At 74.2% G+C, this 13,276-nt stretch carries 10 protein-coding genes; 3 read left to right on the top strand and 7 right to left on the bottom strand.

Features of this window, described 5'->3' with window-relative positions; translation table 11 throughout:
* Positions 1-22: 22 nt before the first annotated feature.
* The gene (locus AB0C76_RS03115; protein ID WP_359958759.1) at positions 23-469 is read right to left on the bottom strand and encodes a hypothetical protein; all 447 of its coding nucleotides are present in this window, start codon (positions 467-469) and stop codon (positions 23-25) included.
* 200 nt (positions 470-669) lie between these two features.
* On the opposite strand from AB0C76_RS03115, the gene AB0C76_RS03120 reads away from it, so the two are divergent.
* The gene (locus tag AB0C76_RS03120; protein WP_359958761.1) at positions 670-1,722 is read left to right on the top strand and encodes a hypothetical protein; all 1,053 of its coding nucleotides are present in this window, start codon (positions 670-672) and stop codon (positions 1,720-1,722) included.
* Between the two features lie 7 nt (positions 1,723-1,729).
* Here AB0C76_RS03120 and AB0C76_RS03125 read toward each other — a convergent pair whose 3' ends face one another.
* A complete protein-coding gene (locus tag AB0C76_RS03125; protein WP_359958764.1) occupies positions 1,730-2,155 on the bottom strand; it encodes a hypothetical protein in 426 nt (141 codons plus the stop codon).
* Positions 2,156-2,435: 280 nt separating this feature from the next.
* Positions 2,436-3,461, bottom strand: a complete 1,026-nt coding sequence (locus AB0C76_RS03130) for a hypothetical protein (RefSeq protein WP_359958767.1) — start codon at positions 3,459-3,461, stop codon at positions 2,436-2,438.
* 189 nt (positions 3,462-3,650) lie between these two features.
* Here AB0C76_RS03130 and AB0C76_RS03135 point away from each other — a divergent pair, with 189 nt between their 5' ends.
* Positions 3,651-4,043 (top strand): peptidoglycan-binding domain-containing protein, encoded by a 393-nt coding sequence (locus tag AB0C76_RS03135; protein WP_359958770.1) that lies wholly within the window; start codon positions 3,651-3,653, stop codon positions 4,041-4,043.
* Between the two features lie 77 nt (positions 4,044-4,120).
* Here AB0C76_RS03135 and AB0C76_RS03140 read toward each other — a convergent pair whose 3' ends face one another.
* Both AB0C76_RS03140 and AB0C76_RS03145 read right to left on the bottom strand, forming a co-directional pair.
* On the bottom strand, positions 4,121-5,023 hold the full coding sequence (locus AB0C76_RS03140; RefSeq protein ID WP_359958773.1) for an alkaline phosphatase family protein: 903 nt from the start codon (positions 5,021-5,023) through the stop codon (positions 4,121-4,123).
* 135 nt (positions 5,024-5,158) lie between these two features.
* Complete coding sequence (locus AB0C76_RS03145; protein WP_359958776.1) at positions 5,159-6,151, bottom strand: phospholipase D-like domain-containing protein; 993 nt, start codon at positions 6,149-6,151, stop codon at positions 5,159-5,161.
* A gap of 299 nt (positions 6,152-6,450) precedes the next feature.
* Between AB0C76_RS03145 and AB0C76_RS03150 the strand changes: the two genes are divergently transcribed.
* On the top strand, positions 6,451-7,734 hold the full coding sequence (locus AB0C76_RS03150) for a serine hydrolase domain-containing protein (RefSeq protein WP_359958778.1): 1,284 nt from the start codon (positions 6,451-6,453) through the stop codon (positions 7,732-7,734).
* A gap of 30 nt (positions 7,735-7,764) precedes the next feature.
* Here the strand turns inward: AB0C76_RS03150 and AB0C76_RS03155 are convergent, their stop codons facing one another.
* Positions 7,765-10,164 (bottom strand): tetratricopeptide repeat protein, encoded by a 2,400-nt coding sequence (locus tag AB0C76_RS03155; RefSeq protein WP_359958781.1) that lies wholly within the window; start codon positions 10,162-10,164, stop codon positions 7,765-7,767.
* Between the two features lie 322 nt (positions 10,165-10,486).
* Positions 10,487-13,276: a BTAD domain-containing putative transcriptional regulator gene (locus AB0C76_RS03160; protein ID WP_359958784.1), complete on the bottom strand. Its 2,790-nt coding sequence runs from the start codon at positions 13,274-13,276 to the stop codon at positions 10,487-10,489.

The raw sequence follows: 13,276 nt of genomic DNA on the forward strand, positions 1-13,276 counted from the left end.
GCGGGGCGGATCGGGGCCCGGGTCAGGGGTGGGCGCCGTCGCCGTACACGCCGCCGGCGGCATCCGTCAGGCCCGCCATCAACTCCGCGTGCCAGAGGTTCATGTAGTCCAGTCGGCGCCACCGCGGATCGTGGTCCGGGTGGTCGCGGAAGCGGTCGGCCGTCCGGCACAGCCGCGCCCACCAGATCGACACGTCCTGGCGCAGCCGCTGGGTCTCGCCCGGCTCCTCCGTCCGTTCCTCCTCCAACACGACCTCCCAGGCCACCAGGAGGTCCGCGAGCTGGATGCAGTCGGCCGAGGTGAGCTGCTCCAGGCGCTCGGCGGCGAAATGGGCGTCACTGCCGTCGGGCTGCGCGGCGACGATCTCGCGCAGTCTGGCGGCCAGGAACGTCCGCAACGGGTCGACGTCCTCGACGTGCAGGTCGTCGGAGAACTCCAGCAGTTCGGCGGGCTTGCGGGCGGCGGTCATCGCGGTCTCCCCTCCCGGTCCGGACAGACGGGCGGACGTGGCGGGCCGTCACGCCCCGCCGCGTTCCGACAAGGACGATAGCGCGGAGTTCCCCGCCGGTGGGGCTGTTCCACGGCTGTGACACGTCGTCGACGTGGCGCGGAACTGCGACTGCGAGGCTCCTGCCTGTAAACGAGCAACGCACGAGGGGGACCTGGAAGATGTCCGTTCGCACCGCAGTCCGCAACCGGTTCGGCACCGTCGCCGCGATAGCCCTGATGACCACTGCCGGTACTGTCCTGGTCTCCGCCTGCGGTCCCAACGACACGGGCAACGACCCCGCGCCCGCCACCGCCGCGCCGGGCAGCCCGGCGCCGGGAAAGAGCGGCGGCACGGGCAGCACCGGCAGCACGGGCGGTTCCGGCGCGGCCAAGGAGGTCAACGGCACCAGCGCGGCCAACCACCTCACCATCAGCACGGGCACCCAGACCGTCGTGATGAACGGCGCCACCGTCGACTTCGGCACGGTCGTGCGCGACCTCGCGTGGTCCCCCGACGGCAAGCACGCCGCCTTCATCAACGGCGACGGCGACCTCGTCACCACCAACCCGGACGGCAGCAACAAGGTCGTCCTCGCCAAGAACCCGGGTGGCGAGACCTGGTCCCACCCGAGCTGGCAGCACGCCGAGCCGAGCGCCGGCGTCACGGACAGCCCCGGTTTCCTGGAGCACTTCAACAACATCGTGTTCTCGTCGTCCAAGGGCAACGTCCTGACGATGCGGACGGTCCCCGCCAAGGGCGGCACAGCCCCGCAGGAGCTCACGCCCGCCATCTCCGACGGCGGCGGCCCCGCCATCCCGCAGCCGCCCAAGACCGGCAACACCTGGTCGAACGCCGGCGGCAAGCGGGGCGAGGTCGCGTACGCCAACACGCCCGGCGGCGAGGTCTACATCTACGACGACTACATCCGGCCCAACACCCGCGACATGGGCAAGGGTTCGCAGCCGGCCCTCTCCCCCGACGGCGAGCAGGTCGTCTTCGTCCGCTCCGTGAACGGGCACGACCACCTGTTCTCGAAGAACGCCGAGAACCAGGGCAAGGAGAAGGACCTCACCCCGTCGGCCACCACCGACTACACCGAGCCCGCGTGGTCCCCGGACGGGAAGACCATCGCCGTCCGCACCCCGGACGGTATCAGCACCCTCCCCGCCGACGGCTCGGCCGCCCCGACCCCCGTCTCCACGTTCAAGGGCCTGCCGGCCTTCCGTCCGTGATCCCGCCTCAGCCCCGGGGGCTGCGCGCCAACTCGGCGCGCAGCTCGGCCAGGTGCTCCTCCGCGTTCTCGTGCGGGAGGTACTCGACCACGTCGAGGAAGCGGAACAGCACCCGGGTGCCGGTGACGCCGTACTCGTAGTCGCCGTACCCGACCACCGCACCCGTACCACCGCGCACGGCGCCCCGGACGACGGCCGACGTCAGCCCGTCCGGGGCGCCGTCCGCCGTGGTGCGCCGACGGGCGTTGGGCCGGGCCAGGTACGGGCAGACCATCGAGGCGTACAGCATGCACGCCCGGTGCCCCGGCCCCTCCATCGTCGGCGCGAGGTTCCGGTACGGCCGCCCGGCCGCCAGCGCATCCGCGATCGCCGCGCTCTCCGCCGCGCCGACCACCCGCCACACCGGCCCCTGCGGCATCAGCTCGTCACACACCGAACACCGCCGCTCCAGCGCACAGTTCGCACTCCGCCCGTAGTCGGTCAACGCGAACTGCGGCTCATCCCCCTCCCAGGGAGTGATCGCCGGCACGGGATACCCACGCACATCACGGGGCCGGCCCTCGACGGCCGGCGGCATCGGAACGGAATCGAAGCGCACGCGCCATGCTTACCACGGCCCGCACGTCACGGCGAAGCCCGGACGGTGACCGGCTCCGGGCACCCAGGACGCGTCCTGCGGATCAGCCCCGGAGGGCCCGCGGCGTCGTCGTCGCTCACTCCCCGCCGCCCACCAACAGGCGGGATGCGTTCTCGGCCGCGTCTTCCACGCCTCCGTTCAGGAGGACCTCGCCCAGGAGGGTGAGGTGGTGGACGACCGTGCCGCCTCGGCGTTGTTTGGTGGTGAGCCCCGCATCGGCGAGGATCGTCGCGTGTTGGCTCGCGGTGGCGGGGGCTACGGCGAGCGCGGTGGCCAGGTCGGTGGTGCTGAGGGGGCCGCGGGCGGCCAGCGCTGCCAGGGCGGCGGCTCGGGTGCGGCCGAGCAGGGCGGTCAGCGCCGGAGGTGGGGCCGTCCCGTCGTCGGTGAGCAGCGGCCGGTCGGGTGGGACGGGGTAGACGAGAACGGGTTGACCGGCCGGGTCGTCGAAGCCGGCGATCACCAGGAGGCCGCCGGAGGCGAAGACGGCGGGCTGGAGCACCAGACCACGGCCTGCCAGGTGGAGTTCGGTCAGGCAGTGGTCCGCGCGCGGCAGGCTCAGGACCGGGTGGTGCCAGCGGGCGGCCGGGTGCAGGGTGGACAGCACCTCGTCCAGGCCGGCGGTGGCCAACTGGCGGGTACGGTGACGGTGTTCGGCCGCCACTGCGGCGTCGATCCGCTCCCAGTACGGTGTGATCGCCGCCGACTGGTACTCGGCCGTCAGGTCGCCGAGCAGCAGCCGGGACCTGCGCTCGCCGGACGCGAGGTCCCGGGCGAACGGTGTGAGGCGGCGCAGGCCGCCGAGGCCCCGCAGGTAGTCGCCCCCACCGTGGCCCACGCCGTCCGCAGTGGCCTCGGCGGTGTCGCGGCCGTCCCGCCGCACGGTCAGGAACTCCGGGAGGTCGGTCGGCGCGAACAGGTCGAAGAGCATCGCCGAACGCGGCTTCCAGCGCCGCGCGAGCTGTTCGCGCCACTGGCCGAGTCTGCTCTCGGGCCGGCCGGTGGCCAGCAGGTGGAGGCTCAGAGACAGTTCCGCGGACATGTCGGCGGCCGGGGCGACCCGGGTGAGCGCCAGGTCCTGCTCGGTGAAGTGGATCCTCAGCACCGCACGATCCTCGGCCGGACGGACGGGCGGCGGCAAGGGATTCGCCCAGGATCGAATTCCTGGTCCCGGGGCCCCGGCTGACGCAAGGTCGTCAACGGCACCACCGAGCCGGCCCGGCAGCAGATGCGCAAGCGCACCCGTGACGGGCCGTCGGCCCCGCGATTCCCGATGACCGAGGAGATTCCGACCATGAGCAAGCACACCTGGACCCGTCGCGCCGCCACCCTGGCCGTGGGCGCGGCCGCCGTCGTGGGCCTGACCGCGGGCGTCGCCAACGCCGCGGGCAATCTCGCCCTCAACAGCTACGGCCCGGCCGTCGCCTGTCTCCAGCGCGCCCTCGACGACGTGAACGGCGCCGGCCTCGACGTCGACCAGCACTTCGGCCCGCTCACCGACCAGGCCGTGCGGAACTGGCAGGGCTCGCACGGCCTGCAGCCGGACGGCGTCGTCGGCCCGCTCACCGGTGGCTCCCTCAAGACCGCGATGAGCCAGGCCGCCTACGCCGCGAACCACGCCCACGACCCGTCCGCGGCGGAGTTCAACAACTGGGAGGCGAACTGCTCCGGCCAGCTGCCGGGCTGATCCACGGCCGGCACGGGGGAACGGGGTCCGGCACCGCGTGGTGCCGGACCCCGGTGTCGCACGGCGTGCGGGGTGGGTCAGTTCCAGATGCCGGAGATGTCGCTGCCGTTGGCCGCGTTGCCCGCGTGGGTGGTCAGGCCGGCCAGGTCCTCCAGGGTGCGCAGGACGTCGTAGTGGTTGTAGGTGGTGGCGGAGGTACTGCCGGGGGCCACGTGGGCGCCGGAGACGACGGTGGGGATGCGGTTGCCGGCCAGGCGGTTGTCCTCGTCGAACGTGACGAGGAGCAGGCTGTTGTGGCTCGCTGCCCAGGTGGCGTAGGCGCCGAGGTTGGTCTTGAGCCAGGTGTCACCGGTCTTGACCGAGCAGTCGTGCATGTCGTTGCACAGGTTCGGCACGACGAAGGACACCTTCGGCAGCGTGGTGTAGTCGGTCGGGAACTGGCCGAAGGTGCGGGCCGAGTTCGGCGCGACGTTGCCGAAGCCGAACCACGGGTTGTGCTTCTGCGCGTAGTTTCCACTGCTGCACACCGTGCTGCCCTGAGCGGGCAGGGACTCGTTGTAGCTGCCCCAGCTCTTCCCGGCGGCGGTGAGCTCGGAGGCGAGGTTCGGGGCCTGCAGGCCGCCGACGTTCACGCAGCTGTCGTCGGTGATGCCCTGCGTCGAGCCCGAGAACAGCGCGTAGTAGTTCGGCTGGCTCGGGTGCGTGATCGCGTACGACTGGGTGAGCGTCGCGCCGCCCTTGGCCAGGGAGTTGATGTACGGCGCGCTGGTGCTGCCGATGACCTGGCTGTAGGCGTGGTTCTCCATGACGACCACGATCACGTGGTCGGGGGCGGGCAGCGCGGCCGCCTGCGCGGCGGGAGCGGTGACGGCCCACAGGCCGGCGGAGGCGGCCACGAGGGCGGTCGCCGAGGCGACGGCGGTCGCGGTGCGGCGGGTGCGCAGGCGGGTGCGCGGACGGGGCTTGACGGGCTCAGGCATGACGAGTCCTCACGGGGGACGGGAACGGTCCGGAGGGAGGCCGGCCGGCGGCGGTGCGCCGGGCGGCTCTCCCGGGTGTTCTGCGTGGGGCAGGCGGTACCTGGTGCGGAATCCGCGGGGGGCGGCCGGATCTGCTCAGTACGGCTGGCCGTTGGCGAAGTCGGTGGCGAAGGTCGACTCGATCGTGCTCAGCACGCCGGAGTCGGTGGTGATCAGGCCGAGCTCTCGGTTGTTGTTCAGCGAGTTGTCGGAGAAGTTCTCCGAGCCGGCGAACACCTTGGCCGTCGACGTGCCGTAGTCCGCGACGATCGCCTTCGCGTGGATGTACAGGCCCGTGGTGGACGAGTACGTGACGATCCTGCCGCCGGCCGTCGTCACCTCGTCGAAGTAGCTGCCGTAGGTGTCGGGGTTCATGCCGACCACGCGCACGGTGACGCCGCGGCTCGCGGCGGCGGCGACGGCGTCCACCAGGGCCTGGTCGCCGAACTCCAGCTCCTGGACGTCGAGGGAGGTCTGCGCGCCGTTGATCAGCGCGAGCAGGCGGTCCTGCGAGTCGGTGGGCGACCAGACCAGGTTGTCGCCGTCCGACGGGGTGATCGAGGTCTTCGCGTAGTCCGCGGCGAAGACCTGCTCGATCGCGGCGACGTCGTTCGCGTCGGAGTCGAAGACGCCGTAGTCGCGGCTGGACGAGTAGTAGGTGGCGTCCAGGTTGCCCGTCAGGATCAGGGACTTGGCGCCGTCCACGGTGACGGTCTTCTGGTGGGTGTAGACGTACGCCGAGGAGGAGTACGTCACGCCGACGCCCGCGGCCTTGAGCGCGGAGTACGCGGCGCCGTTGACGGAGGTGTGCTTGGCGTCCAGGATCACCCGCACCTTGACGCCCGCCTGCTTGCGGCCGATCAGGGCGTTCACCGCGGCGGTGTCGCGCAGCTCGTACATCGTCACGTCGACGGACTTCGTCGCCGAGTTGATGAAGTCGTGGACCAGGCTGTGGTCCTGGTCCGGGAACACCACGGCCGAGTAGGCGCCGGCGACGGCGGTGGCCTGAGCGGTGCCGGCCATCGGCACCACGGCGGCGGCGGACAGCAGGACGGCGCAGGCGCGGCGGGCGATGCGGGACAGGGGCATGCTGACTCCACGTCGGGTGAGGTGGGGGCTGTGGGGGCGCACGGGCGTGCTGGAGGTGCGCACGAGCGTGCTCGACGTGCGCACGGGGGTGCTTGAGGTGTGCCGAACAAGCATGCGGCTCATTGGTTTACGCGGGTAGATCCCAGCAGGTAAAGCCTTGGCCGCCGTTCGGGAAACGGATTGTGGAGTCGATCGCGTTCACCGATCGCTCACATTGCGGCGAAGGCCCCGGGCGGAGATAGTGGATCTTCGAACCGCGCGGACCGACGCCGCGTCAGCCGAACGAAGAACTGAGGAACATGGCGAAGATCAGGCTCCTGCGCCCCCTGGCCGTGGCCGCCGCCGGTGTCGTCCTGATGGCGACCGGCGCCACCCACGCCGCCGCCGACCAGGGCACCCCGACCGCACCCGCACCCGACACCGCCGCGGTGCTCACCGCCCTGCAGACCACGATGAAGGCGGGCGCGCCCGGCGCCTTCGCCGTCGTCCGCGACCACGACGACCCGTCGCTCGACCGGACGCTGACGGTCGGCAAGGCCGACCTCGACGGCACCCCGATGAAGGCCGACTGGCGCTTCCGGGTCGGCAGCAACAGCAAGATGTTCGCGTCCGTCCTGGTCATGCAGCTCGCCGAGCAGGGCCTCATCGACCTCGACAAGCCCCTGCGCGACTACCTCCCGGCCGGCACCCTGCCCGACGGCTGGACCATGACGGGCCGCCAGGTCATGGAGCACCGGGCCGGGATCTATGACCACACCAACGACCTCCTCGAACAGCCCGGCGAGGAGACCACCGCCGCGTTCGAGGCCCGCATCCGCACCAACGTCTACGCCCCGCGCGACCTCGTCGCGATGTCCGTCAAGCACGGCGTCCAGTACGCGCCGGGCACCAAGTACTCGTACTCCAACACCGACTTCGTGCTCATGGGCCTCGCCGTCGAGAACCTCACGGGCCGCCCCTACGCCGACGTCCTCCAGGAGCGCATCCTCGACCCGCTGGAGCTGCGCGACACCTCCTTCGTCGTCCCCGACCCGAAGATCCGCGGCGCCCACGTCACCGGCTACCTCACCAACGACGACCGCACCAAGCCGCTGCTCGACTCCACCGAGCAGACCGGCTCCTGGGTCTGGGCCGCGGGCGCGGTCACCTCCTCCGCCCAGGACCTCGACACCTTCCTCACCGCCCTCATGGCCGGCAGTTCCGGCGGACTCGTCTCCGACGACTCGCTCAAGCAGATGGAGGCCGCGATCCCGACCCCGAGCGCGAAGATCTCCTACGGCCTCGGGCTGCGCCGCATCTCGCTCACCTGCGGCGACGTGTACGGGCACGGCGGGATCGTCCAGGGCTACCAGACCCAGTCGTTCACCACGCCGGACGGGCACCGCACGGTCGTCGTGTTCGCCAACGCCTCCAACAACGGCTCGGTGACGCAGGGCCTGATGGGCGCGCTGGAGCCGGCGTTCTGCGGGAAGAAGCCGGCCGCCGCCGCGCCGCGGGCCAACGTCCGCTCGGCGGTGCCGAACGGCACGGCCCCCTCGGTGCCCGACACCACGATCCCGGCGGTCGAGGACAGCCGGATCTGACGCGGCCCGTCCGGTGACGGGCGCGGCGCCTCAGCCTCCGACGGCCGCCGTGCCCGTCCGGCGGCGGCCAGGGCGGCCGTCCGCGCTGAGGTCCGTGAGCGCCTCGGTGAGGAGCTCACGGGCCTCGTCGGCGCGGCCCTGCTCGATCAGGGCCGTGCCGAGCTCGGTCAGGGTCTTCGTCATGCTGTCCGGGCGGCCGATCGCCTCGTAGTGGGTGAGCGCCTGGCGGTAGGCCTTCTCGGCGGCCGGCCACTGCTTCAGCGCCGCGCGGTCGAGGCCCAGTTCGTAGGCCGTCATCGCCGACAAGAAGTGCATCAGCGGCGACTCCCAGCGCTCCACCAGTTCCAGGGCGCCCGCCAGCGCCAGCCGGCGGGACTCCACCGCCTCCTCCGCGCGGCCCGACTCGCGCAGACAGGTGGCGGCGCCGCGCAGCGTGACCAGCCGTCCGATCCGGGCGGCCCGGTTGTCCACGGACGCGAAGGCCTCCGCCGCCCGGCGGTAGGAGTCGGTGGCCTCCTGGTACCGGTGCAGCCTGCGCAGGCCGCTGCCGAGGTAGGTCAGCGCCCAGCCCTCCTGCTCGCGGTCGCCGAGCTCGCGGGCCAGCTCCAGCCCCTCTCCGGCCAGTTCGATGCCGCGCTGGTAGCGGTGCAGACAGGTGACGTTCGTCCAGGCCAGGTAGTTCACGTGGACGGTCTCGGCGTGCCGGTCGCCGAGGGCGCGCGCGGAGTCGACGGACAGCTGGAAGACCTCGCCCCAGATGTCCCAGCTCAGCAGCCGGTCCGAGAACCAGTGCATCGCCTCGGCGGTGTCCACCACCTCGCGGTGCCGGCCTGCCCCGGCCGCCCGGTACATGGCCGCCAGCCACTCCGGGTGCTCCTCCTCCAGCCAGCGCGTCGCGTCCGCGGTCGTCACCGGCGCCGTCGCCGGATCGGGATCGCCGAGCACCTCCTCGCCGGTGCTGTCCGGAACGAACCGCAGGCCCGCCGCCGAGGCGCGCGCCAGCAGCAGCCCGGCCGCGGCCAGTTCGGCGGCGCGCACCTCCTCGGGGCTCTCGTCGGCCGCCAGCCGCTCCCCCGCGTACAGCCGGACGAGGTCATGCAGGCGGTACCGCTCCGGGGTGGCGAGCTGGACCAGCCCGGCGTCCGCCAGCTCCTCCAGACAGCGCTCGGTGCGCACCGTGGACAGCCCGGCGTACATCGCGGCGACGGGCGCGGTGAAGTCCGGCCCTGCGGTCAACGCGCAGCGGCGCAGCACCAGTTGGGACTCGGCCGGTAGCCGGCGGTAGGACAGGGCGAAGGCCGGGCGGACGGCGAGGTCCCCCGTCTCCAGCAGGTCCAGCCGGTTCTCCTCCGCGGCGAGCTGCCGGACCAGGCGGCTCACCGGCAGCTGCTCGCGCGCCACCAGGCGCTGACCGGCGATCCGCAGCGCGAGCGGAAGGTAGCCGCACAGGCGGGCGAGTTCGGCCACCGCGTCCGGTTCGGCGGCGATCCGCTTCCGGCCGGCGATCCGGGCGAGCAGCGCGGCCGCCTCGGTGGGCGCGAGGGCGTCCAGGCGCAGGCGGTGCACCGACTCCAGGCCGGGCAGGGCGTTGCGGCTGGTGACGATCGTCACGGCCGGGCCCGAGCCGGGCAGCAGCGGGCGGACCTGCGCCTCGTCGGCGGCGTTGTCCAGGACGAGGACGAGCCGGCGCTCGCGCACCAGGGCCCGGAACAGTCCGGCCCGCTCCTCCGTACCGGCCGGGACGGCGCCGTCCTCGACGCCCAGGGCGCGCAGGACCTGGCCGAGCGCGTCGCGGGCGGCCAGCGGGGTGGGGGCCATGCCGGCGAGGTCGAGCGAGAGCTGGCCGTCGGGGAACCGGTCGGCGAGGGAGTGGGCGGCGTGCAGGGCGAAGGCGGTCTTGCCCAGGCCCGGCTGGCCGCTGACCAGGAGCACCCGGGGATGGGCCGGGTCGTCCTCCCGGACCAGCTCGTCCAGGCGGGCGAGGACGTCCTCCCGGGCGGTGAAGTCGGCGATGTCCCGAGGGAGGGCGAGGGCGCCGGGGAGCACCGGTGCGGGCGCGAGCGCGGGCGCGGCGGGCGCGGACTCGGCGGGCGCGGGCTCGGCGGGCGCCGACGCCTGATCGGCCTCGGCGGCTTTCGGCGTCTTGGGGCCGGCCTGCGCGGGGACGGTCGCGCGGGTGCCGCGCGGGCGTCCGGACTGGGCGGCCCGCTCCAGAGCCAGCGTGTCCGCCGCGTCGAGGCCCAGCGTCGCGGCGAGCGCCTGCACGGTGCGGCGCTGCGGCCCGCGCGTGCGTCCGCGCTCCATGTCGCCGAGGGCCCGCAGGCTCACGCCGGAGCGTTCCGCCAGTTCCTCCTGCGTCAGACCCGCCCGCACCCGGTACCCGGCCAGCAGGCCGGAGAACTCCATGCCCCCGGCGACCGCGTCGCTCATCGACTCCACCCCTGAACCTGCCGGTAGTTCTGCCACTGTTTGTGCCTCAACCACTACACGCAGGCAGAAGTATGCACGGTTTCACGCGGGCCCGGTGCCACGGCACTGCTGGTCAGTGCGTGTGCCAAGGGCCGTGGCGACCAGACGGGCCAACGGGCGACCGGCCGGGCGGGTACACGGCGCCGATGGCAGAACTGCCGGTAGTTCTGCCTGTTCGCACGCGGGCGGAACTGCTCAGGGGCGGAATTGGGATGGGCAGAACTGGGCGGAGAGGCGGAACTGGGGCCGGTGGAGGTGCGCCGCCCCGGCGGGCGGCGCAGGCTCAGGCGGCGCCCGACAGGAGCATGTCCGCGCGGCGGCGGGCGGCGGCCGCGTCGCCGGTGCGGCCCACCGTCCCCAGCAGGTCGGCGAGCAGCGCGTGGGAGTCGGCCTGGAGCACGGTGTCGGCGAGCGTCCGGCCGAGGACGACGGCCAGTTCGGCGCAGTCGAGGGCCAGGCCGACGCGACCGAGGGCGTGCAGGGCGCGGGCCCGGGCGTGGGTGGCGCGGACGGCGTCGGCGGTGTGGGCGGCGGCGAGCCGGACGGCCTCGTCGGCGTGGGCGAGTGCCTGGCTCGGGGATCCGGCGAGGACGAGGGCGTCGGCCAGGTCGACGAGGGCGGCGGCGAGGAGGTGCGCGGCCTCGGGGGTGCGGGCGGCCGCGACGACGTCCGTGAACAGCGGGACGGCCCGGTCGTGCCGTCCGGCGCGGACGAGCGCGCGGGCGACGCGGGCGCGGCAGAGCAGGCGCAGGAGCGGGTCCCCGGTGGTGGTGACGGCCCGGTCGAGGTGCTCGACCGCGGTGCGGCGGGCGCCGCGGTCGACGAGGAGGACGGCGAGGTCGGTGGAGAGCCTGGCCACGGCCTCCGGGTCGTCGGCCGAACGGGCCGCGCGCAGACCGGCCTCCGTCGTGGCGCGCCAGCGGGCGCGGTCGTGCTCGACGCCTTCACCGCCCTCGCCGCCCGGGAGGCCGTGGCCGGTGCGCCCGTGACCGGCGTGCCCGTGGGCGGCGCGCTCGTAGAACGCGGCGGCGCGGTGGGCGAGCCGCCAGGCCCCGGCGGTGCGGCCGTGCTGTTCGGCGCAGAGCACGACCGCGCGGATGGCGCTCTCCTCCCGCCGGAACCAGGCCGTGCCCTCCCCGCCCTCGGCGGACCTCGCCTCGGTCGCGTCGAGGTAGTGGTCGATCAGCCGGTCGAGCGCGGCGAGTCGTTCGTCGCACCCGAGGTCGGCGGCCTGCCGGGCGGCGTAGCGGCCGACCAGCGCGCGCCGGGCGTAGCGGCCGGGGGCGTGCTCCTCAAGGAGGTGCACGGCGTCGAGACGGGCCAGGTGGGTGCGGGCCTGCGCGGCGGGCAGGTCGCCGAGGGCGGCGGCGGTGGCGGTGGCGATCTCGCTGCCGGGGTGGAGCCCGAGGAGGGTGAACAGCCGGGCGGTGGCCGGGTCGAGCGCGCGGTGGGTCCGGTCGAGGGTGGCGGCGATGCCGAGCGGGCCGCGGCCGGTGCCGGTGAGGGTGGCCAGAGCGGCCTGGTCGTCGGCGAGTTCGGCGGCGAGGTCGGCCAGGCCCCAGCCGGGGCGGGCCGCCAGCCGGGCGGAGGCGAGGCGCAGGGCGAGCGGCAGGCGGTCGCAGCGCTCGGCGAGTTCGGCGGCCGCCGCGGGTTCGGCGGCGAGCCGGGCGGGGTCGAGGGTGCGGGCGAGCAGGGCGGCCGCGTCGTCGGGGGTGAGAGCGTCGACCTGCAGGGGAACCGCGCCCTCGCGCACGAGCAGGTCGCGCAGGCGGTGGCGGCTGGTGACGACGGTGACGGGCGCGGGCTCGGACGGCCCGGCGGGCGGGGCCGGCAGAAGGGGCGTCACCTGCTCCGCGGAGCGGGCGTCGTCGAGGACCACCAGCACCCGGCGGCCCGCGAGCAGCTCGCGGTAGCGCTGGACGCGTTCGCCGAGCGCGGCGGGGACGGCCGGTTCGCCGAGGGCGGTGAGGAAGTCGCCGAGCACGTCGGCCGGGTCCCGGGGCCCGGCTTCGCCGAAGCCGTCCAGGTCGGCGTGGAGGACACCATCGGGAAACCGCCCGGCGGCCCGGTCGGCCCAGTGCTGCACGAGGGCCGTCTTGCCGGCCCCGGCCGGGCCGGTGACCAGGACGGGCCGCCCGGTGCGGGCGGGAGCGAGAGCCTCGTCCAGGCGGCGCAGGTCGGCCGCGCGGCCCACGAACCTGCGGTCGGCGAGCGGGAGTTGGGACGGTACGACCTTCGGGCGGGGCGCGGTCACGGTGGTGGCGGGGCGGTTCAGGCGCTCGCCCGCGCGGCGCAGCTCGGGAGACGGCGGGCCGTCGAGGCGGGCGACCAGCCGCCCGTACCAGGCCGCGGCCTCGTCGCGCCGCCCGGCCTGGTCGAGGCAGGTGACGAGCCGGGCGGCCGGGCCCTGCCGGGTGGGGTGCGCCGTCACGGCCTCGGTGAGCTCGGCGACGAGTTCGCCGCCGCGGCCCTGCCGGCACAGGCCGTCGGCGAGCCGGTCGAGGGCGCGCAGGCGCAGGTCGGTGACGTACGGGGAGGTCCGGTCGCGCAGCAGGGCCGAGCCGCAGTCGGTGAGCGCGGGGCCCTGGAACAGGTCGAGGGCGGCGCGCAGCAGCGGGAGCGCCGGGTCGGCCGACGGGCCGTCGGCGGCCCGCACGTCGTCCGGGGCCTGCGGGTGGTACGGGCCGAACGAGCCGTGCCGGCCGTCCGGGTGCAGGACTCCGGCGCGTTCGCACAGGCCGGCGAAGCGCACCAGGTCCACCCGGTCGGGCTCGCCGGTGAGCACGTAGCCGGCGTCGCGGGTGCCGAGCGCGAGGCGCTCGCCGCCGCGGTCCGCCGTTCGCTCCTCGCCCAACGTGTGGCGCAGCACGGCGACATGGCCCTGCAGCGCGGCCCTGGCGGTGGGCGGCGCCGCGCCGTCCCAGACCAGTTCGATCAGTTCCTCGGTGGCCACGACCCGGTTCAGCCGGACGGCGAGCGCGCTGAGCAGGGCGCGCCGCTTGGGAGCCGAGGGCGTGACGAGCGTCCCGTCGTCGCGCCGGACGGCGACCGGTCCGAGCAGGTCGATGCGCAT

Source organism: Kitasatospora sp. NPDC048722 (assembly GCF_040650235.1).
Taxonomy (GTDB): Bacteria; Actinomycetota; Actinomycetes; order Streptomycetales; family Streptomycetaceae; genus Kitasatospora.